This window comes from Zestomonas insulae, assembly GCF_016901015.1.
In the GTDB taxonomy this organism is placed as follows: Bacteria; Pseudomonadota; Gammaproteobacteria; order Pseudomonadales; family Pseudomonadaceae; genus Aquipseudomonas; species Aquipseudomonas insulae.
Genome location: NZ_JAFEUP010000001.1, coordinates 769,673 through 790,121, shown reverse-complemented (window position 1 = coordinate 790,121; position 20,449 = coordinate 769,673). Strand labels below are relative to the sequence as shown.

Sequence of the window (20,449 nt, the reverse complement as noted above, 5' to 3'; positions counted from 1 at the left end):
GTCCGTCTCCATGCGTAGTCCTTACTGGTTGTTCGTCGTGCTGATCCTGGCCTTGGCCGGATTGCAGTACCGTCTCTGGGTGGGCGATGGCAGCCTGGCCCAGGTCGGCAGCCTGAAGCGGCAGATCGCCGAACAGCAGGGCGAGAATGAGCGCCTGCTGGAACGCAACCGCATTCTCGAAGCGGAAGTCATGGAGCTGAAAAAGGGTACCGAAACCGTCGAAGAGCGCGCCCGCCACGAACTGGGCATGGTCAAGGACGGCGAGACCCTGTACCAGATCACCGAATGAGTACGCTCTCCCTGCCCGAATTTTGGGCGGTGATTCCCGCCGCTGGTGTGGGCTCGCGCATGCGCGCTGACCGACCCAAACAGTACCTGGAGCTTTCCGGGCGGACCATTCTCGAACACACCCTCGATTGCTTTCTCGATCACCCACGACTCAAGCGCTTGGTGGTCAGCCTGGCAGTCGATGATCCCTTCTGGCCGACTCTCGCGTGTGCCGGCGACATCCGCATCGAACGCGTGGACGGCGGCCGCGAGCGCGCCGACTCGGTGCTCAATGCCTTGCTGCGCCTGGAAGAGTTGGGCGCGCAAAGCCACGATTGGGTGCTGGTGCACGACGCGGCGCGGCCCAACCTGTCGTCCTTCGACCTCGACCGCCTGCTCAGCGAGCTGGCTAACGACCCGGTTGGTGGACTCCTCGCGGTGCCGGCGAAAGACACCCTGAAGCGCGCCCGCGCCGATGGCCGGGTGGCCGAGACCGTCGATCGCAGCGTGATCTGGCAGGCCTACACGCCGCAGATGTTCCGCTTCGGCGCCTTGTACCGGGCGCTCGCCGATGCCTTGGTGGCGGACGTGGCGATCACCGACGAGGCCTCCGCACTGGAGTGGGCCGGCCAGGCGCCGCGCCTGATCGAGGGGCGTGCCGACAACCTCAAGGTCACCCGCCCGGAGGACCTCGACTGGCTGCGCCAGCGCTGGTCCGCCAAGCGCTGAGCCGCTAGCGGTACTCCGGCCGTTCGGCGAGGCCGGCCTTCAGACAATCCACCAGCTGCCTGACCTTTGGCGACAGATGGCGTTGCTGCGGATACAGCGCCCAGACCGCGGTGTTCGGCGGCTGATGCTGTTCCAGTAGCGACACCAGCGCGCCGCTGCGCAGATGTTCCAGTACGTAGTAGTCCGGCAACTGGCACAGGCCGAAGCCACGCAGCGCGGCGTCCAGCACTGCCTCGCCGCTGTTGCAGCGCCAATTGCCCTGGACCCGTTGCGACACCTCGCGACCTTCCTGCTGAAACGCCCACTGATCGGAGCTGCCCACCAGGCAGTTGTGCCGGCTGAGTTCCGACAGGCTGTGCGGCCGGCCGTAGCGTTCCAGGTAGCCGGGCGCCGCGCACAGGTACATCACCCGTGGTGCCAGGCGGCTGGCGATCAGTCGCGAATCCTGCAGGCGGCCGAGACGAATGGCCAGATCCAGGCCCTCGTGGACCAGGTCGAGCGGGCGGTTGCTCAGTTCGATGTCCACCCGCAGTTGCGGGTGGCGGGCCATGAACTGATTTACCAGCGGCACGATGAAGCGCTCGCCGTAGGCCACCGCGCAGGTCATGCGCAGTAGACCCTTGGGTTCACCGGCCAGGTCGCTGATCGCGCGCAGCGCCTCCTCGCGGGCATCGAGCAAGCGTTGGCAATGCTGCAGGAAGGTCTGCCCGGCCTCGGTCAGCGCCACCTTGCGCGTGCTGCGGTAGAACAGGCGGGTCTGCAGCCGCTCTTCCAGGCGTGCCACCTGGCGGCTGACCTGCGATGACGACAGGCCGAGGCGCTCGGCGCCGGCGGTGAACTGGCCGGTCTCGGCCACCGCGACGAACTCGTCGAGACCTTCCCACTGGTTCATTGATTATCCCTGCATGGCAATAATGTTTTGCTTTGCGGCTGATTATTTACCAGAAGTCCGGGAACTACACTCTGCGCAGCATTTTTCCATCCGCACACCGGAGATGAACATGATCAAGTCCCGCGCCGCCGTGGCCTTTGCGCCGAACCAGCCGTTGCAGATTGTCGAAGTGGACGTCGCGCCGCCCCAGGCCGGCGAAGTGCTGGTGCGCATCGTCGCCACCGGGGTGTGCCACACCGACGCCTACACCTTGTCCGGTGCCGATTCCGAGGGCGTGTTCCCGTCGATCCTCGGTCACGAAGGCGGCGGTATCGTCGAGGCGGTGGGTGAGGGCGTGACCTCGGTGGCGGTCGGCGACCACGTGATTCCGCTGTACACGGCCGAATGTCGCGAGTGCAAGTTCTGCAAGTCGGGCAAGACCAACCTCTGCCAGAAAGTCCGCGCCACCCAGGGCAAAGGCCTGATGCCGGACGGCACCACGCGCTTCTCCTACAATGGCCAGCCGATCTACCACTACATGGGCTGCTCGACGTTCTCCGAGTACACCGTGCTGCCGGAAATCTCCCTGGCCAAGATTCCCAAGGACGCGCCGCTGGAGAAGGTCTGCCTGCTCGGCTGTGGCGTCACCACCGGCATCGGTGCGGTGCTGAACACCGCCAAAGTGGAAGAGGGCGCCACGGTGGCGATCTTCGGCCTCGGCGGGATCGGCCTGGCGGCAATCATCGGCGCCAAGATGGCCAAGGCTTCGCGGATCATCGCCATCGACATCAACCCGGCGAAGTTCGACGTGGCCCGCGAGCTGGGCGCCACCGACTTCGTCAACCCGCAGGACTTCGACAAGCCGATTCAGGAGGTCATCGTCGAGATGACCGACGGCGGCGTCGACTACAGCTTCGAGTGCGTCGGCAATGTGAAGCTGATGCGTGCGGCGCTGGAATGCGCGCACAAGGGCTGGGGCGAGTCGGTGATCATCGGCGTCGCCGGCGCCGGCGAAGAAATCAGCACCCGGCCGTTCCAGCTGGTCACCGGGCGCGTCTGGCGTGGCAGTGCCTTCGGCGGCGTGCGCGGGCGCACCGAGTTGCCGAGCTATGTGGAAAAGGCGCAGAAGGGCGAGATCCCGCTGGACACCTTCATCACCCACAACCTGCCGCTGGACGCGATCAACGAGGCGTTCGAGCTGATGCACGAAGGCAAGAGCATCCGGACTGTCATTCACTACTGAGCCGTCGGGTGGCGAGCGCTGCGCTGGCCACCCCGACTCGCCGCGGAGGCTGTATGTCCCTCGAAATAGTTTCCAGCAACAAGAGTTTCGGCGGCTGGCACAAGCGCTACCGCCATCGTTCCGCGACGCTCGGCTGCGACATGGTGTTCGCCATCTACCTGCCGCCGCAGATCGAGCAGGGCGCCAAGCTGCCGGTGCTGTACTGGCTATCCGGGCTGACCTGCAGCGACGAGAATTTCATGCAGAAGGCTGGCGCGCAGCGCCTGGCGGCCGAGCTCGGCCTGGTCATCGTCGCCCCCGACACCAGCCCGCGCGGCGCCGAGGTGCCTGGTGATCCGGACGGCGCCTGGGACTTCGGTCTCGGTGCCGGCTTCTACCTGAACGCCACCGAGCAGCCTTGGGCGCGTCACTACCGCATGCACGACTACGTGGTCGAAGAGCTGCCGGCGTTGGTCGAGGCGAATTTCCCGGTGTCCGAGCGCCGCGGCATCAGCGGCCATTCGATGGGCGGCCATGGCGCGCTGGTCTGCGCATTGCGCAACCCCGGACGCTATCTGTCGGTGTCGGCACTGGCGCCGATCAGCCATCCCACTCAGTGCCCCTGGGGCGAGAAGGCCTTTTCGCGCTTCCTTGGCGAGGATCGCAGCAAATGGCGCGAATGGGATGCCAGCCTGCTGCTCGCCGAGGCGAGTGAGCGGCTGCCGATGCTGGTCGACCAGGGTGACCGCGACGACTTCCTCGCCACCCAGCTCAAGCCCGAAGCGCTGCAGGCCGCGGCCAAGGCGAGCGGGCATCCGCTGACCCTGCGTCTGCAGCCCGGTTACGACCACAGCTACTACTTCATCGCCAGCTTCATCGACGATCACCTGCGCCATCACGCGGCGGCGCTGTCATAAGTCGCCCTGGCGCCGCCCTCGCCATGTAAAATCACGCCCTGACTTTTGCAGGGCGTTTTTACTATGCGTATCGGCCACGGCTACGACGTGCACCGCTTCGGCGACGGTGATTTCATCACCCTCGGTGGCGTGCAGATTCCCCACAAGTTCGGTTTGGTCGCGCATTCCGACGGTGACGTGCTGCTGCATGCGCTGAGCGATGCGCTGCTCGGCGCGGCGGCGCTGGGCGACATCGGCAAGCATTTTCCCGATACCGATCCGCGCTTCAAGGGCGCCGACAGCCGCGCGCTGCTGCGCCATGTGCTCGACCTGGTGCAGGCCAAAGGCTGGCGAGTGGGCAACGTCGACGCCACCATCGTCGCCCAGGCGCCGAAGATGGCCCCGCATATCGAGAGCATGCGCGCGCGGATCGCCGCCGACCTGCAGGTCGAGCTGGATGCGGTCAACGTCAAGGCCACCACTACCGAGAAGCTGGGCTTCACCGGACGAGAGGAAGGTATTGCGGTGCACGCCATAGCCTTGTTGCTCAGCGCATGAACGAACTCGAACTGTTGGGCCCGCGCGCCCATGGCGAGCCTTGCGGGCGCGCCGTGCTCAAGGCCACCGCCGAGGACTTCCAGGTCGACGAAGTGCTCGACATTCCTCTCGCTGGTGAGGGCGAGCACCTCTGGCTGTGGGTGGAGAAGCGCGGCCTGAATACCGAGGAAGCGGCGCGCCGCCTGGCCCGCGCCGCCGGCGTGCCACAGCGGGCGATCAGCTACGCCGGCCTGAAGGACCGTCAGGCGCTGACCCGCCAGTGGTTCAGCCTGCACCTGCCGGGCAAGGCCGATCCCGACCTCGCGGCTGCCGAGGGGCCGACCCTGGCGATCCTCAAGGCGGTGCGCCACAAGCGCAAACTGCAGCGCGGCGCACACGCCGCCAACGGCTTCACCCTGCGCCTGACCCAGCTGCAGGCCGACAAGGAGTTGCTGGAGGCGCGTCTGCAGCGCATTCGCGAGCAGGGCATCCCCAACTACTACGGCCTGCAGCGTTTCGGGCATGGCGGCGGCAACGTGGTCGAGGCGCGCCAGTTCGCTGAACGCCGTGAGCTGCCGGAGCAGCGCAATCTGCGCTCGCGACTGCTGTCGGCGGCACGCAGCTACCTGTTCAACCGCGCGCTTGCCGAGCGGGTCGCGGCGGGCAGCTGGAACCAGGCGCAGCCCGGCGACCTGCTGGCGTTCACCGACAGCCGCAGCTTCTTCCCGGCCGGCGAGGCGGAGTGCAGCGATCCGCGCTTGGCGATCCTCGACCTGCATCCTACCGGCCCGCTGTGGGGTGCCGGTGCCTCGCCGGCGGCGCAGCGCAGCGCCGAGCGAGAGCAGGCGGTGGCGGACAGTGAACCGGCATTGCGCGACTGGCTGGTCGAAGCGGGCATGACGCACGAACGGCGCATCCTGCGCCTCCCCATCGGCGGTTTGACGTGGCATTATCCCGACCCTGACGTGTTGCAACTGGAATTCGTCCTGCCGGCCGGATGCTTCGCCACCGCACTGGTGCGCGAGCTCGTCGATCTGCCGTCGGCGGGGCAGACGGATAATTCATGCGTATTCTGATTTCCAACGATGACGGGGTGAACGCTCCCGGCCTCGCCGCTTTACATGCTGCGCTTGTGGATTATGCCGAGTGTGTGGTCGTCGCTCCCGATCAGGACAAGAGCGGCGCCAGCAGTTCCCTGACCCTCGATCGCCCGCTGCATCCGCAGCGCCTGAGCAATGGGTTCATCAGCCTCAACGGCACGCCGACCGACTGCGTGCACCTTGGGCTGAACGGCTTGTTCGAGCAGACCCCCGACATGGTGGTGTCCGGTATCAATCTGGGGGCCAACCTGGGCGATGACGTGCTGTACTCAGGTACGGTGGCGGCAGCGGTGGAGGGGCGCTTCCTCGGTCATACCGCTTTCGCTTTCTCATTGTTGTCGCGTCAGCCGGACAACCTGGCGACTGCGGCACATTTTGCCCGGCTGCTGGTGGAGTCGCATGAGCGCCTCGACTTGCCGCCGCGCACCGTGCTCAACGTGAACGTGCCCAACCTGCCGCTCGAGCATATCCGAGGCATCCAGCTGACCCGCCTGGGCCATCGCGCGCGCGCGGCGGCACCGGTCAAATCGGTGAACCCGCGGGGTAAGGAAGGCTACTGGATTTCGGTGGCCGGCGACGCCGAGGACGGCGGCCCCGGGACCGACTTCCATGCGGTGATGCAGGGCTACGTGTCGATCACCCCGATTCAGCTCGATCGCACCTGCAGCGACGCGCTGCCCAGCCTCGAGTCCTGGCTCGGAGGTTTGCGCTGATGGGCCAGGACGATCTGCAGCGCCGGGGCATCGGCATGACCTCGCAGCGCACCCGCGAGCGCTTGATCCAGCGTCTGTACGAAGAAGGCCTGTCGAATGCGCGGGTGCTCGAGGTGATTCGCCGTACGCCGCGTCACCTGTTTGTCGACGAAGCGCTGGCGCACCGGGCCTACGAGGACACCGCGCTGCCCATCGGCCACAACCAGACGATCTCGCAGCCCTACATGGTCGGGCGCATGACCGAGCTGCTGCTGGCGGCGGGGCCGCTGGACAAGGTGCTGGAGATCGGCACCGGTTCCGGATATCAGACCGCAGTGCTGGCGCAGCTGGTCGAGCGGGTGTTCTCCGTGGAGCGCATCCAGGTGCTGCAGGACCGCGCCAAGGAGCGCCTGATCGAGCTCAAGCTGCGCAACGTGGTGTTCCGCTGGGGCGACGGCTGGGAAGGTTGGAACGCGCTGGGGCCGTACAACGGCATCATCGTCACGGCCGCTGCGGCGGAGGTGCCGCAGGCGCTGCTCGATCAGTTGGCGCTCGGAGGTCGTCTGGTGATCCCGGTGGGTGCCGGCGACGTCCAGGAGCTGCAGCTGATCGTCCGTGAAGAGCAAGGTTTCTCGCGCCATGTACTCGATGCAGTGCGCTTCGTACCGCTGTTGCAAGGCCCGACCGTTTGATTGGTCGGGTGACTTTTCATCTTCCAGCTTGTCCGATGCGTGAGCGCTTCGCCGCTTCGCTGTGGTGCACATGCCGCAGTCGGTTGTATCTGATATTTTCTGCGTGATTTGCCACCAGCCTTGGGGCACCTAAAAGGGAGAGAGGGGTGAGGCGCATAGCCATTCAGCAGTGGAGTCGCATGGGCAGCGTACGGGTTCTTCTCGCCGGCTTTCTCGTGAGCGCCGTGCTGGCCGGGTGCACCACGCCATCGAGCAAGGTGCAGGTGGTCGACCGCAACAACCAGGCGGCGCCGGCTCGTGTGCCGGTCACTAGTGGCCAGTACCGTGTTCAGCGCGGCGATACCCTGTATTCGATCGCCTTCCGCTATGGCTGGGACTGGAAGGCACTGGCAGCGCGTAACAACATCGCGGCGCCGTACACCATCCGCGTCGGCCAGATCATCCGTTTCGATCAGCAGGTCAAACCAGGCCAGAACGTCGCCAAGACGGCGCCCGTGGTGACCACTCCGGCGACCGCCAAACCAAATGGTTCGTCGCCACCGGTGGTCGTCGCGCCACCCGCATCGGGAACCGCTGCGCCGGCACCGGTCACCCAGGCGCAAACCCCCATTCAACCCGTGACCCGCTCTACGACGGGCTGGGCGTGGCCGGCGAACGGTCCGTTGATCGGTAAATTTTCCTCAAACGGTAGTTTGAATAAAGGAATTGATATCGCTGGGGAATTAGGCCAGCCTGTTTTGGCTGCGTCTGATGGTTCTGTGGTGTACGCCGGGAGTGGTTTACGGGGCTACGGTGAGTTGGTAATCATCAAACATAGCGATACCTACGTGAGCGCCTACGGCCACAACCGCAGGCTGTTGGTACGGGAGGGACAGCAGGTCAAAGCCGGGCAGACCATTGCCGAAATGGGATCGACAGGGGCGGACCGGGTGAAACTCCATTTCGAGATTCGCCGCCAAGGTAAGCCTGTAGATCCTCTGCAATACCTGCCTAATCGTTGACTTGCTGACTGTCCGTCCGACCACGTTGGAGGACGGACTCTGGTGTTGCCAAGGAGGCGCCGCCCGAGTTCGCTGTTGAACTCAGCAAGGGACCTACAACAATGGCACTCAACAAAGAAGCGCCGGAGTTTGACTTTGACGACGAAGTTCTCCTAATGGAGCCAGCTTTCGTCCTAGAAGAAGTGTTGACCGAGGAGCCAGAAGCTCCGACTAAGCGCGCCAAACCCAAAGCCGCGACAGCACTGAAGCAACACAAGTACATCGACTACACCCGAGCGCTGGATGCCACCCAGCTCTATTTGAACGAAATTGGTTTCTCCCCGCTGCTGACTCCGGAGGAGGAAGTGCACTTTGCGCGCCTCGCCCAGAAAGGCGATCCCGCTGGGCGCAAACGCATGATCGAAAGCAACCTTCGCCTAGTGGTGAAGATTGCGCGCCGCTATGTCAATCGAGGGCTCTCCCTGCTCGACCTGATCGAGGAGGGCAACTTGGGCCTGATCCGTGCCGTCGAGAAGTTCGATCCCGAGCGCGGTTTCCGTTTCTCGACTTATGCCACCTGGTGGATTCGGCAGACCATCGAACGGGCGATCATGAATCAGACCCGGACCATTCGCTTGCCGATCCATGTAGTCAAGGAACTCAACGTCTACCTGCGGGCCGCTCGCGAGCTGACCCAGAAGCTGGACCACGAGCCATCCGCCGAAGAAATTGCCAACCTGTTGGAGAAGCCGGTCGCCGAGGTCAAGCGCATGCTCGGCCTGAACGAGCGCGTGTCCTCCGTCGATGTGTCGCTCGGTCCGGACTCCGACAAGACCCTGCTCGATACCCTTACCGACGACCGCCCGACCGATCCTTGCGAACTGCTGCAGGACGACGACCTTTCGCAAAGCATTGATCAGTGGCTGTCCGAGCTCACCGACAAGCAGCGCGAGGTGGTGGTGCGTCGCTTTGGTCTGCGCGGCCACGAGAGCAGTACGCTGGAAGAGGTGGGCCAGGAAATTGGCCTGACTCGCGAGCGCGTGCGGCAGATTCAGGTCGAGGCGTTGAAACGCTTGCGGGAAATTCTGGAGAAAAACGGCTTGTCGAGTGATGCCTTGTTTCAATAGTGGCACCCGTTAAAAGAAACCGGCTTAGGCCGGTTTTTTTACGTCTCATGTAAGCCATTGCTTACACGTTGCGTAAGCCGATGGCGTTTTGATTCGCCAGAAAATCGACACTATGAATTTTTAGCTTATTTATCGCTATGATTTTAAAAGGAATTAGTGTTTTTTCTTTGAGTCGCTTCGGCGCCGCTAGCTAGGATGGGCGCGTTGTGTTGCGCCGCTGAAGCGCTACCATTACAACCGTGTCGAAGGATAGACACAGGCCACCAAGGACGGCGGTCAGGAAATCGCAGGACGGCGATGCATCAGGAAGATGAGTCCGGAAATAAAGGGACTATGGACAAAAGAGTGGGCGGGTCAAACCGCCCCTTTTTTTTGTCCGCCGAAAATGAAAAGGCCCGCAATGTGCGGGCCTTTTGCGTTTCCGGGCGTAGCGATCAACGCTCCAGATGCTGCAGCTTGTCCTTCACGCCGTCCCACTCTTCGGCGTCCGGCAGCGAGTCCTTCTTCTCGGTGATGTTCGGCCAGACTTCTGCAAGATCGGCGTTCAGCGCGATATATTCCTGCATGTCTTCCGGGACTTCATCTTCGGAGAAAATCGCCTGGGCCGGGCACTCAGGCTCGCACAGTGCGCAGTCGATGCATTCGTCCGGGTGAATCACCAGGAAGTTCGGGCCTTCGTAGAAGCAGTCCACCGGACAGACTTCCACGCAGTCGGTGTACTTGCATTTGATGCAGTTGTCGGTGACGACGAAGGTCATTTTAGATTCTCTCCTCAGGCGGCTGGGGGCTCGGTTACGGAAGGAGCCCCTCTGCTCGGGAAATCATGTTTACGGCCCGGCTAATAGACCGTCGCTTCCCGGAGCGCGCGGGATTCTACCAGCTTGTGCGCGCTGCGGGTTAGCTTCGTGCTTTCCATGCGTATAGCAGCTCCAGTGCCTGGCGTGGAGTTACCTCGTCCGGGTTGACGCGCTGCAGCTCCTCCAGCAGCGGATGCGGCAGGGTGGCGAACAAGTCGTTCTGCACCGGCGCGCTGGGCTGCCCCGTCTCGTTGCACGGCACATCGTGGGGCAGGCTGGTGGTCTCCAGGCGCGACAAATGCTGGCGAGCGCGCTGAATCACCTCGCCCGGCACCCCCGCCAGCTGCGCGACGGCCAGGCCGTAGCTCTGGCTGGCCGGCCCCGGCAGAACGTGGTGCAGGAAGACGATCCGCTCGTTGTGCTCGGTGGCATTCAGGTGCACGTTGGCGATGCCCGGCTCGCTGTCCGGCAGCACGGTGAGCTCAAAGTAGTGGGTGGCGAACAGCGTATAGGCCTGCAGCTTGGCCAGCTGCTCGGCGGCAGCCCAGGCCAGCGACAGGCCGTCGAAGGTGCTGGTGCCGCGGCCCACCTCGTCCATCAATACCAGGCTGCGCTCGGTGGCGTTGTGCAGGATGTTGGCGGTTTCGCTCATTTCCACCATAAAGGTCGAGCGACCGCCGGCCAGGTCGTCGGACGAGCCGATGCGGGTGAAGATGCGGTCGACCAGTGACAGCTCGCAGCTGGCGGCCGGAACGAAGCTGCCGATATGCGCGAGCAGCACGATCAGCGCGGTCTGGCGCATGTAGGTGGATTTACCGCCCATGTTGGGGCCGGTGATGATCAGCATGCGGCGACTGTCGTCGAGCTGCAGGTCATTGGCCACGAACGGCGTGGTCAGTACCTGTTCGACCACTGGATGGCGACCTTGCGCGATACGGATGCACGGCTCATCGACGAAGCGTGGTCGATTCAGGTCGAGGGCGAGTGCGCGCTCGGCGAGGTTGCTCAGCACATCCAGTTCGGCCAGCGCTGCGGCGGTGTCCTGCAGCGGGGCGAGTTCGCCGATCAGGCGCTCAAGCAACTCTTCATAGAGCAGTTTCTCGCGGGCCAGGGCGCGGCTCTGGGCCGACAGCGCCTTGTCCTCGAAGACCTTGAGTTCCGGGGTGATGAAGCGCTCAGCGCCTTTCAGTGTCTGACGGCGCTGATAGTCGGCTGGCGCCTGTTCGGCCTGCACACGCGGCAGTTCGATGTAGTAGCCGTGAATGCGGTTGTAGCCGACCTTGAGGTTGGGCAGGCCGGTGCGCGCCTTTTCGCGGGCTTCCAGATCCATCAGGTATTGGCCGGCGTTCTCGGACAGCGACAGCAGCTCGTCCAGCTCGGCATCGTAGCCACGCTTGAGGACGCCGCCGTCGCGGATCACTGCCGGCGGATTGTCGATGATCGCCTTGGCCAGCAGCTCGGCCAGCTCCGGATAGGTCTGGATGTTCCGCGCAAGCTCCTGCAAGTGCGGCACCTCCAGCTCGAGCATGGCCTGCTGCAACTCCGGCAGCGCAGCCAGCGCATCGCGCAGGCGCGCCAAGTCGCGTGGGCGGGCATTGCGCAGACCGATCCGCGCAAGGATCCGCTCGATGTCGCCAATTTCCTTGAGCTGCGGCTGCAGGCGCTCGAAGCGGTAGCGGTCGAGCAGGCAGGTGATCGAATCCTGGCGCGCTTCCAGTACCTCGCGCTGGCGCAGCGGACGGTTCAGCCAGCGGGTCAGCAGGCGACTGCCCATGGCGGTCTGGCAACGGTCGACCACCGATTGCAGGGTGTTGTCGCGACCGCCGGCAAGATTGGTGTCGAGCTCTAGGTTGCGGCGACTGGCGCCGTCGAGGATCACCGTGTCGTCGATGCGCTCATGGAGCAGGCTGCGCAGGTGCGGCAGCGCGGTGCGCTGGGTTTCCTTGGCATAGGCGAGTAGGCAGCCGGCCGCACCGATGGCCAGGGTCAGCCCTTCGCAGCCGAAGCCTTTCAGGTCCTGGGTGCCGAACTGCTGGCACAGGCTCTTGCGCGCGCTGTCGCGATCGAAATCCCAGGGCGCGCGGCGATGTGAACCGCGACGCTTCTCGGCCGGCAGATCCTGCGGCCAGTCATCCGGAATCAGCAGTTCCGCCGGGTTCATGCGCTCCAGTTCGGCGAGCAGGTTCTCCCAGCCATGCAGTTCCTGGACGCTGAAGCGGCCGCTGGTGATGTCGAGCACCGCCAGGCCAAACAGCTTTTCATCACCCAGTACGGCCGCCAGCAGGTTGTCGCGGCGCTCGTCGAGCAGCGCCTCGTCGCTCACTGTGCCGGGGGTGAGGATGCGCACCACCTGGCGTTCCACTGGGCCCTTGCTGGTCGCCGGATCGCCGATCTGCTCACAGATCACCACCGACTCGCCGAGCTTGACCAGCTTGGCCAGGTAGCCTTCTGCCGAGTGGAAGGGAATGCCGGCCATGGGAATGCTCTGCCCGGCCGACTGGCCGCGTGCCGTCAGCGTGATGTCGAGCAGCTTGGCCGCCTTCTTGGCGTCCTCGTAGAACAACTCGTAGAAGTCGCCCATGCGGTAGAACATTAACTGGGCCGGGTGCTGGTTCTTGAGGCGCCAGTATTGCTGCATCATCGGCGTGTGAGCGGAGAAATCTTGGGTGGCAATGTTCATCGAATGATCGGCTGAAAATGGCTCTGGAATGGGTGTTGGTCAGCAAAAGCCGGTCGGGACGCTGACTCGAATAGCCGGCAAGGTTACCACGGGAAGCGCTGCCGGCAGGCCGGCCTTTATCTGGTGTAGGGTAGGGTCCTCGTATGCCTGACGGAGTGCGTTCGTGGACGACATTAGCCAACTTGCCGCCCAGCTCGGTGCGGGTTTGCTCAAACTCAAGGCGCAGGTGACCACCGCCGAATCCTGCACCGGTGGCGGCATCGCCGAGGCGATCACGCGGATCGCCGGCAGCTCGGGCTGGTTCGAGGCCGGTTACGTCACCTACTCGAATAAACAGAAGACTGCCCAGTTGCAGGTGCCGAGTGAATTGTTCGGCCAGGTCGGCGCGGTCAGCCGTGAAGTGGTGGAGGCCATGGTGCGCGGCGCCCAGGCGCACAGCGCGGCCCGCTTCGCGGTGGCGGTCAGTGGCGTCGCCGGGCCGGATGGCGGCTCGCCGGACAAGCCGGTCGGCACGGTTTGGCTTGCCTGGGGCGCCGGCGAACAGCTGTACAGCCAGCGGCGTCTGTTCGCCGGCGATCGCCAGGCGGTCCGCCGACAAACGGTCGAAGCCGCTCTGCAAGGGCTCATTCGTCTGCTCGGTGGAGAAAATCCGGCGCAGGGGTAGGCGGGGGACTTGCCCTGTGGAATAATACTGTCTACTTATACAGTTGTTGGCGGCTAGCGAGCCCCCTTAGATCACGTGAGGATTCCAATGGACGAGAATAAGAAGCGCGCGTTGGCTGCTGCTCTGGGCCAGATCGAGAAGCAATTCGGCAAGGGTGCCGTCATGCGCATGGGCGACCATGAGCGTTCGGCGATTCCGGCCATTTCCACCGGCTCCCTTGGCCTGGACATCGCGCTTGGCATTGGCGGCCTGCCGAAAGGCCGTATCGTCGAAATCTACGGTCCGGAATCCTCCGGTAAGACCACGCTGACCCTGTCGGTGATTGCCGAGGCGCAGAAGCAAGGTGCGACCTGTGCCTTCGTCGACGCCGAACACGCGCTCGACCCGGACTACGCCGCCAAGCTGGGCGTGCGCGTCGATGATCTGCTGGTGTCGCAGCCGGATACCGGTGAGCAGGCGCTGGAAATCACCGACATGCTGGTGCGTTCCAATGCCGTCGACGTGATCATCGTCGACTCGGTGGCCGCGCTGGTGCCGAAGGCCGAAATCGAAGGCGAGATGGGCGACTCCCACGTCGGTCTGCAAGCGCGCCTGATGTCGCAGGCCCTGCGTAAAGTCACCGGCAACATCAAGAACGCCAACTGCCTGGTCATCTTCATCAACCAGATCCGCATGAAGATCGGCGTGATGTTCGGCAGCCCGGAGACCACCACCGGCGGTAACGCCCTGAAGTTCTACGCCTCGGTGCGTCTGGACATCCGTCGCATCGGTTCGGTGAAGGACGGCGAAGAGGTGGTCGGTAGCGAAACCCGCGTCAAAGTGGTGAAGAACAAGGTCTCCCCGCCATTCCGCCAGGCCGAGTTCCAGATTCTCTATGGCAAGGGCATCTACCGCAGCGGCGAGGTTATCGACCTGGGCGTGCAGCACGGTCTGCTGGAGAAATCCGGCGCCTGGTACAGCTACCAGGGCAACAAGATCGGTCAGGGCAAGGCGAATGCGGCCAAGTACCTGGAAGACAACCCAGAAGTCGGCAGCACCGTCGAGCGCCTGATCCGCGAGAAGCTGCTCAACAACGGCAGCGCCGCGGCTGCAGCGGCTGCGGCCAGCAATACCGCCGACGACCTGGCTGATATCGACGCCTGATCCTGCGCATGACCGCCGTACTCGACACCCCAACCGCAGTACGGCGGTCGGCCATGGACCTGCTGGCGCGCCGTGAACACGGGCGCGTCGAACTGACCCGCAAGTTGCGCCAACGTGGCGCCCCCTCCGAACTCATCGAAGCAGCCCTCGACCGCCTGGCGGAAGAAGGTTTGCTCTGCGAAGCGCGTTACCTGGAAAGCTTCATCGCCTCCCGCGCCCGGTCCGGCTACGGTCCGCTGCGCATTCGCGAAGAACTCGCACAGCGCGGTCTGCCGCGTGCGGACATCGAGGCCGCCCTGCGTGACTGCGGACTAGCCTGGCGGGAGCTTCTGGCCGAGACCTGGCGCCGCAAGTTTGCCGGGAACCTGCCCGCCGATGCCCGTGAACGCGCCAAGCACATGCGCTTTCTGGCCCAGCGCGGCTACCCCAACGAATGGGTCAGCCGCCTGTTGCGCGGCGGTTCGTTCGACGACTGACGTCGCCCTTCGCACCCTAGCGGCTGCTGCTTACAGCCAGTTGTCCGGCAAATTGACGAAGTTGAGCAGCTCGCGCAGGCGCCCGTGGTCACGGCCGTTGAAGGCGAAGGTCAGGCGCGGCATGGCGCACAGCTCGGGGTCGTCGTTACCCTCGGTGCATGAAAGCTGCTGGCTGTAGCCATCGGACTTGCACAGGTCGGCGAAGCTCTTGTTCAGCGTCAGCAGGCAGCCGTCGCTCAGCGCATGGTTGAGGCGTACCACGAAGATGTCCTTGAGCCAGCGACTGGAGTGGTAGTTGCGATAGAACTGGGCGATTTCCTCGGCCGCGTCCTCGGCGCTGTAGACCAGGCGCATCAGGTGCATGTCGCTGGGCATGATGTAGCGGTTGCCTTCCAGCTGGCGGCGGACGAAGTCCACCACCTCCTGCCAGTAGCTGCCCCCTGGCTCGTCGAGCAGCACCACCGGCACCAGCGGGCTCTTGCCGGTCTGGATCAGAGTCAGCACTTCCAGTGCTTCATCGAGGGTGCCGAAGCCGCCGGGGCATAGCACCAAGGCGTCGGCTTCCTTGACGAAGAACAGCTTGCGCAGGAAGAAGAAGTGGAACGACAGCAGGTGGTCGCTGCCCTGAATGGTGGCGTTGGCGCCCTGCTCGAACGGCAGGGTGATGTTGAAGCCCAGGCTGTTCTCCCGTCCCGCGCCCTCATGGGCGGCGGCCATGATCCCGCCACCGGCCCCGGTGATCACCATCAGGTCGTAGCGCGCCAGCGTGCTGCCGAGATCGCGAGCCAGCGTATACAGCGAGTGGCTGGCCGGGGTTCGCGCGGAGCCGAACACGGTGACTTTGCGGCGCCGTTTGAACTGCTCGAGGGTGCTGAAGGCGCGCTCCATTTCGCGCAGGGTCTGCAGCATGATCTTGGCGTCCCAGCGGTTGCGGTCGGCCTGGGCCATGCGAATCACCGTCACCAGCATCTCGCGGTAGAGCTGCAAGTTGGCGCTGGTGCTGGGGGTGCTGAGCTGGATGAGTTCGTCGACCTTGCTGGCGAGGTCGATGCCGCTGGTCTGGAAGTGCCGGGCCAGATAGTCGTCCGGTTCGTAAGGCATGTGACAACTCCTTGTGCAACGGAACCTGGATGCTCGTTTTGTTGCGCGAGCATCGATAACGCGGCCGGCACACGGTGGCGCCGGTGAAAGGCGCTGAATCTCAGGCGGTGATCGATTTCCCCCGTTAACGGATGTGGCGGGGCGCCGGGTGACCGCTGCAGCGGCCTGGCCGATCGCCCTTTCTATCAGTAAAGCTCAGCGCGCCAGCGGCGGCGCGCTCGGGCGGTTACTTCAGGCCGCAGTCGCCTTTCTTGAAGCGCTCGGTGGTCACCGGCCGGTTGGTCTTGTACTCGCTGAACTCGTAGCGCAGCACGGCGCCACGGGCGAGCAGCTGACGGTAACCGTTGTTGCGGCACACGCTGCCGGCCAGTTGCGCGCGCACCGTGTCGGGGTTGGCGCGCATCTGCTGGGCATGCGCCGGCAGCACGCTGAGGTGGTTGATCAGCTCGTTGCCTTCCACCGTGTAGCCCTGGTCAAGGATGTCTTCGTTGATCGCGCGCGGGGTGCCGACGCTGCTTTCCTTGGCGACCTTGTCGAGCATCTTGCTCAGTTCGTAGTCCTGCAGGCTCGCCGCATGAGCTCCGGGGATGGCGAGGCACAGGGCAAGGGTCGGGGCGATGAAACGCAGCATTGGGTTCTCCTGAACGGGCAATGAAGGGCGACGGCTGGTCATTGTGCGTCGCTCGGCAGGCGCTGTCGCCTGTCAAGGCGACCCGCCAGCTGTCAGACCGGCAATTGGGCCAAGTGTTACCCGGCGACTCGAAATTGCTCGCGCCACCTGCGCCCAGCCTCGACTAAAGGTTGGGGAATCCTGCTTTGCAACAGACAGTCACAAAAACAGGTCCGGGATTCCGGGCCGCGACCTCGGGTCGCGCGGGCTTGGCACGGAGGCCAAGGGGACCCACAGCGCGCCGTGCCTGAAGTCGCTTCTGTCCCTGTTTGTTGTAGGAGTTGCCCAACAATGACAAGAACGCTCCAGCCCCGGCATCTGGCCGTGGGCGCCACTTGCCTGCTTGCCCTCAGCCCCGCCGTGCAGGCCTCGGGCTATCACTTCGGCTCGCAATCGGTGTCCGCGCAGGGCACTGCGCACGCCAACGGCGCCGAGGCGGCCGATCCCTCGACGATCTTCTACAACCCCGCCGGCCTGGCCCGCTTGCCTGGCACCCAGGTGACCGGTGGGCTGTCGATGCTGATCCCCAAGGGCGAGTACGAAGACCAGGGCTCGACCGACGTGTTCGGCAACCCGACCAGCTCAGGCGATGGCCATGCCGGTTCATTCCTGCCGGACGCCGCGGCGGCGCCGAACTTCTATTTTTCCCGGCAGATCAACGAGCAGGTCACCGTCGGCCTGGGTATCTTCACGCCGTTCGGCGCCAAGCTCGATTACAACGAGGACTGGAGCGGCCGTTATGGCATCCAGTCGGCGAGCTTGGAGACGGTCAACTTCAACCCGAGCATCGCCTACCGCTTCAACGAACATCACAGCATTGGCTTCGGCCTTTCCGCGCAGTACATCAAGTCGGTGCAGCGCGGCGCTGCGGATGTGAAGGGCGCATCACGGCAGCTGGCTGGGCAGTTCGTCCGCGCCAACCAGGACCTCACCGAGCTGTCCGCCTCGCCGCTGGGGCAGTTCGCCATTCCCCTGCTGTACGGCCTGCAGGTGCCCGAGGAAATCAGCAGCTGCAACGGCCAGAGCGGCGATGCCTTCGTCGATTGCGTGGCGAGCAACTTCGCCGACAACGTGCAGGGCGACGGCTATTTCCGTCTCAAGGGCGACGACTGGGGCTTCGGCTGGAACATTGGCTATCTGTGGGAACCGACCGAGCACACGCGCTTCGGCATTGCCTACCGCTCGCACATCAAGCACACCTTGGAAGGCGACACCAAGTGGAGCTTTGCCGACGTGCAGGGTGCGGTGCCGTCGCCGACCACCGACCTCAGCGGCGGCCTCGACCTCGGCATCATCACCTTGCCGCCGCGCGACGCCCTGGCGCAGGTGCTCGACCCGGACAACTGGATCGATCCCGGCGAATTCGCCGCCACCCGCCTGCACCCCAATTCCCACGCCAGCACCAGCATCGATACCCCGGAATCGCTGTCGATCAACGGCTTCCACCAGCTCACCCGCGAGGTCGCGCTGATGGCGGACGTGACCTGGACCCGCCATTCGCGCCTCGACGAGGCGCGCATCGGCATCGATCAGGTGGCCGGCTATCCGTACTTCAATGGCGTGACCGAAGGCGACCTGACGGTGCGCCAGGACTGGAAGGACACCTACAAGGTCTCGCTGGGCATGAACTACCAGTTCAACGACGACCTGCTGCTGCGCACCGGCATCGCCTACGACAAATCGCCGGTCAACGGCTCGCAGATGCGCCATCCGGCGTTTCCCGATGCCGACCGCAAGTGGCTGTCGTTCGGCGCCAACTACAAGGTCAGCGCGGACACTTCGGTGGACCTGGCCTACAGCTTCGTCAAGTTCGACAGCGGCAAGATGGACTACACCGACAACTGCTCGCCGGCCGGCTGGGTGCCGGGGCAGGGTGGGCTGTACGTCGACAGCGGGGTGCGCTGCACCGGCAATGGCGGCAACTACAAGGGCGAGTACAAGACGCAGATCCACTTCCTCGGCCTGGCCCTCAATCACAGCTTCTGAGCGGCGCCGCGCCTGGTCGGGACGCCCTCACGGCGCCCCGGCGGGCTCTGCTAGACTGCGCGCCCGCCTGTTAGTGCTGCCCCGCCATGCTCGACTCCCGTCCGCCCATCCACGCCGTCGCCCGTCTGCGCGAGGAGCGTCTGGCCCGCGCCACCAAGCCCTTCGTCGCACGTGGTTCGCGTGGTGAGCGCTGCCCGCAGTGCCGGGTGCAGGTCGACTATTGCCTGTGCGCCTGGCGGCCGCAGGTGCCTTCCCGCGCCGGCGTGTGCCTGGTAATGCATGACGTCGAGGCGTTGAAACCGAGCAATACCGGTTGGCTGATCGCCGACGTGGTGCCGCGCACCAGCGCGTTCGGCTGGTCGCGCACCACGGTCGATCCGCGTCTGCTGGCGCTGCTCGCCGACCCGCAGTGGCAGCCCTATGTGGTGTTCCCCGGCGAATACGCCGCGCCGAGCCGGGTGGTCGACGAGGTGCGGGTGGAGGAGGGGCGGCGCCCGCTGTTCATCCTCCTCGATGCCACCTGGACCGAGGCGCGCAAGATGTTCCGCAAGAGTCCGTACCTGGATGGCCTGCCGGTGCTCAGCCTGCAACCGGAGCAACTGTCACGCTACCGCCTGCGGCGCTCCAAGCGCGACGAGCACCTGTGCACCGCCGAAGTCGCCGCGCTGTGCCTGGAGCTGGGTGGCGATGCTGAGGCGGCGGCGGCGCTGGATGCCTACCTCGACGTGTTCAGCCTGCATTACCTGAGCGCCAAGCGGCGCCTGCCGCTCGACCTGCAGGACGCGCCGCATGCGGCGCTGCGTCCGTACCTGGCAGACGCGCCCTAAGCGGCGTTGATCAGGTCGCCACGTTCGTCGCGCTCTTCTTCTGTGGCCACAGCTGCGCCACCAGCATGCCGGCGAACATCAGCGCGCACCCCAGGTAACCGCGGGTGTGCAGCGACTCGCCGAGGAACAGCGCGCCGGCGATCGCGGCGAACACCGCTTCCAGGGACAGGATGATCGCCGCGTGCGAGGCGATCGCATGCTGCTGGGCGACCACCTGCAGGGTGTAGCCGATGCCGGCGGAGATCAGCCCGCCGTAGAGAATCGACGGGCCGGCCTGGACGATCATGTCCCAGCGAATTTCCTCGAACATCCCGGCCAGCGCCAGGCTGATCACCGCGCAGACCACGAACTGCAGGATGGTCAGGCGGATCGGGTCATAGCGGCTGGCAAAGTGCCCGACCAGCAGCACGTGCGCACCCCAGATAAAGGCACCGGCCAGCTGCAGCCAGTCACCGGAAGCGACCTGGAAGTTCTCGCCGACGCTGAGCAGGAACATGCCGACCACCGCCAGGCAGGCGCCCATCCAGGTGCCCAGACCGGTGCGGTGACCGAGGAACAGGCCGAGCAGCGGCACGACGATCACATACAGGCCGGTGATGAAGCCGGAGTTGGTCACGCTGGTGAACAGCAGGCCGACCTGCTGCAGGTTGACGCCGAGCGCCAGGGCCAGGCCCATCAAGCCGCCGCCGACCCATAGGCCGCGATTCAGCGGCTGCGCGCCGGTCTGCTGGCGGCGCAGCAGCAACAGCGGCAGCAGCGCCAGTGCGCCCAGACCCATGCGCAGCCCGGAGAACAGAAACGGGCCGATATGGTCCATGCCCACGCGCTGGGCGACGAAGGCCGAACCCCAGATCATCGCGGTGACTAACATCAGCAGATCGGCGCGCAGGGCTTGGCGTTTCATGGGGCGGTCTCGAGCGGAAAAGCCGCAAACTGTGCCGCAAAGCACGGAACTTGACCACCCCAGCCGCGCTCGGCATGCTGGGCGCCGC

Annotated in this window: 21 protein-coding genes; 15 read left to right on the top strand and 6 right to left on the bottom strand. The window is 64.8% G+C overall.

The window, feature by feature from the left end; genetic code table 11:
• The first annotated feature begins 10 nt into the window (after nucleotides 1-10).
• Nucleotides 11-289: a cell division protein FtsB gene (ftsB, locus tag JQX08_RS03850; RefSeq protein WP_430472498.1), complete on the top strand. Its 279-nt coding sequence runs from the start codon at nucleotides 11-13 to the stop codon at nucleotides 287-289.
• Nucleotides 286-996 (top strand): 2-C-methyl-D-erythritol 4-phosphate cytidylyltransferase, encoded by a 711-nt coding sequence (ispD, locus tag JQX08_RS03845; RefSeq protein WP_204914844.1) that lies wholly within the window; start codon nucleotides 286-288, stop codon nucleotides 994-996. The genes ftsB and ispD overlap by 4 nt, the downstream gene beginning before the upstream one ends.
• Nucleotides 997-1,000: 4 nt before the next feature.
• Here ispD and JQX08_RS03840 read toward each other — a convergent pair whose 3' ends face one another.
• Nucleotides 1,001-1,888, bottom strand: a complete 888-nt coding sequence (locus tag JQX08_RS03840) for a LysR family transcriptional regulator (RefSeq protein WP_204914842.1) — start codon at nucleotides 1,886-1,888, stop codon at nucleotides 1,001-1,003.
• 109 nt (nucleotides 1,889-1,997) lie between these two features.
• On the opposite strand from JQX08_RS03840, the gene JQX08_RS03835 reads away from it, so the two are divergent.
• From JQX08_RS03835 to rpoS, 8 genes are all read left to right on the top strand, one after another.
• Complete coding sequence (locus JQX08_RS03835; RefSeq protein WP_204914840.1) at nucleotides 1,998-3,110, top strand: S-(hydroxymethyl)glutathione dehydrogenase/class III alcohol dehydrogenase; 1,113 nt, start codon at nucleotides 1,998-2,000, stop codon at nucleotides 3,108-3,110.
• A gap of 53 nt (nucleotides 3,111-3,163) precedes the next feature.
• A complete protein-coding gene (gene fghA, locus JQX08_RS03830) occupies nucleotides 3,164-4,006 on the top strand; it encodes an S-formylglutathione hydrolase (RefSeq protein WP_204914839.1) in 843 nt (280 codons plus the stop codon).
• Nucleotides 4,007-4,069: 63 nt separating this feature from the next.
• Nucleotides 4,070-4,543, top strand: coding sequence for a 2-C-methyl-D-erythritol 2,4-cyclodiphosphate synthase (gene ispF / locus JQX08_RS03825; protein ID WP_204914837.1), 474 nt, complete (start codon nucleotides 4,070-4,072; stop codon nucleotides 4,541-4,543).
• Nucleotides 4,540-5,598 (top strand): tRNA pseudouridine(13) synthase TruD, encoded by a 1,059-nt coding sequence (truD, locus tag JQX08_RS03820; RefSeq protein WP_204914835.1) that lies wholly within the window; start codon nucleotides 4,540-4,542, stop codon nucleotides 5,596-5,598. Before ispF ends, truD begins: the two co-directional genes overlap by 4 nt.
• Nucleotides 5,586-6,335 carry a 5'/3'-nucleotidase SurE gene (surE, locus tag JQX08_RS03815; protein ID WP_204914833.1) on the top strand — a complete coding sequence of 250 codons (750 nt, stop codon included), beginning with the start codon at nucleotides 5,586-5,588 and terminating at the stop codon, nucleotides 6,333-6,335. The genes truD and surE overlap by 13 nt, the downstream gene beginning before the upstream one ends.
• On the top strand, nucleotides 6,335-7,006 hold the full coding sequence (locus JQX08_RS03810) for a protein-L-isoaspartate(D-aspartate) O-methyltransferase (protein ID WP_430472497.1): 672 nt from the start codon (nucleotides 6,335-6,337) through the stop codon (nucleotides 7,004-7,006). The genes surE and JQX08_RS03810 overlap by 1 nt, the downstream gene beginning before the upstream one ends.
• A gap of 179 nt (nucleotides 7,007-7,185) precedes the next feature.
• Nucleotides 7,186-8,007 (top strand): peptidoglycan DD-metalloendopeptidase family protein, encoded by an 822-nt coding sequence (locus JQX08_RS03805; protein WP_204914831.1) that lies wholly within the window; start codon nucleotides 7,186-7,188, stop codon nucleotides 8,005-8,007.
• Between the two features lie 101 nt (nucleotides 8,008-8,108).
• The gene (gene rpoS / locus JQX08_RS03800; RefSeq protein WP_204914830.1) at nucleotides 8,109-9,113 is read left to right on the top strand and encodes an RNA polymerase sigma factor RpoS; all 1,005 of its coding nucleotides are present in this window, start codon (nucleotides 8,109-8,111) and stop codon (nucleotides 9,111-9,113) included.
• A gap of 434 nt (nucleotides 9,114-9,547) precedes the next feature.
• Here rpoS and fdxA read toward each other — a convergent pair whose 3' ends face one another.
• Nucleotides 9,548-9,871 carry a ferredoxin FdxA gene (fdxA, locus tag JQX08_RS03795; protein WP_204914827.1) on the bottom strand — a complete coding sequence of 108 codons (324 nt, stop codon included), beginning with the start codon at nucleotides 9,869-9,871 and terminating at the stop codon, nucleotides 9,548-9,550.
• Nucleotides 9,872-10,010: 139 nt separating this feature from the next.
• Nucleotides 10,011-12,590, bottom strand: coding sequence for a DNA mismatch repair protein MutS (gene mutS / locus JQX08_RS03790; RefSeq protein WP_204914825.1), 2,580 nt, complete (start codon nucleotides 12,588-12,590; stop codon nucleotides 10,011-10,013).
• A gap of 163 nt (nucleotides 12,591-12,753) precedes the next feature.
• Here mutS and JQX08_RS03785 point away from each other — a divergent pair, with 163 nt between their 5' ends.
• The 3 genes from JQX08_RS03785 to recX all read left to right on the top strand — a co-directional run bounded on the left by JQX08_RS03785 (nucleotide 12,754) and on the right by recX (nucleotide 14,873).
• Nucleotides 12,754-13,254: a nicotinamide-nucleotide amidohydrolase family protein gene (locus tag JQX08_RS03785; RefSeq protein ID WP_204914823.1), complete on the top strand. Its 501-nt coding sequence runs from the start codon at nucleotides 12,754-12,756 to the stop codon at nucleotides 13,252-13,254.
• A gap of 87 nt (nucleotides 13,255-13,341) precedes the next feature.
• Nucleotides 13,342-14,397, top strand: coding sequence for a recombinase RecA (recA, locus tag JQX08_RS03780; RefSeq protein WP_204914822.1), 1,056 nt, complete (start codon nucleotides 13,342-13,344; stop codon nucleotides 14,395-14,397).
• Nucleotides 14,398-14,405: 8 nt separating this feature from the next.
• Nucleotides 14,406-14,873: a recombination regulator RecX gene (gene recX / locus JQX08_RS03775; protein ID WP_204914820.1), complete on the top strand. Its 468-nt coding sequence runs from the start codon at nucleotides 14,406-14,408 to the stop codon at nucleotides 14,871-14,873.
• A gap of 30 nt (nucleotides 14,874-14,903) precedes the next feature.
• Here the strand turns inward: recX and JQX08_RS03770 are convergent, their stop codons facing one another.
• Nucleotides 14,904-15,974, bottom strand: a complete 1,071-nt coding sequence (locus tag JQX08_RS03770; protein WP_204914819.1) for an LOG family protein — start codon at nucleotides 15,972-15,974, stop codon at nucleotides 14,904-14,906.
• Nucleotides 15,975-16,200: 226 nt separating this feature from the next.
• A complete protein-coding gene (locus tag JQX08_RS03765) occupies nucleotides 16,201-16,605 on the bottom strand; it encodes a quorum-sensing-regulated virulence factor family protein (RefSeq protein WP_204914818.1) in 405 nt (134 codons plus the stop codon).
• A 330-nt stretch (nucleotides 16,606-16,935) separates the two neighbouring features.
• On the opposite strand from JQX08_RS03765, the gene JQX08_RS03760 reads away from it, so the two are divergent.
• Complete coding sequence (locus tag JQX08_RS03760) at nucleotides 16,936-18,630, top strand: OmpP1/FadL family transporter (RefSeq protein ID WP_204914817.1); 1,695 nt, start codon at nucleotides 16,936-16,938, stop codon at nucleotides 18,628-18,630.
• Between the two features lie 86 nt (nucleotides 18,631-18,716).
• Complete coding sequence (locus JQX08_RS03755; RefSeq protein WP_204914816.1) at nucleotides 18,717-19,457, top strand: tRNA-uridine aminocarboxypropyltransferase; 741 nt, start codon at nucleotides 18,717-18,719, stop codon at nucleotides 19,455-19,457.
• Nucleotides 19,458-19,467: 10 nt separating this feature from the next.
• On the opposite strand, the gene JQX08_RS03750 is transcribed toward JQX08_RS03755, so the two are convergent.
• The gene (locus tag JQX08_RS03750; RefSeq protein WP_204914815.1) at nucleotides 19,468-20,361 is read right to left on the bottom strand and encodes a DMT family transporter; all 894 of its coding nucleotides are present in this window, start codon (nucleotides 20,359-20,361) and stop codon (nucleotides 19,468-19,470) included.
• Between the last annotated feature and the right edge of the window lie 88 nt (nucleotides 20,362-20,449).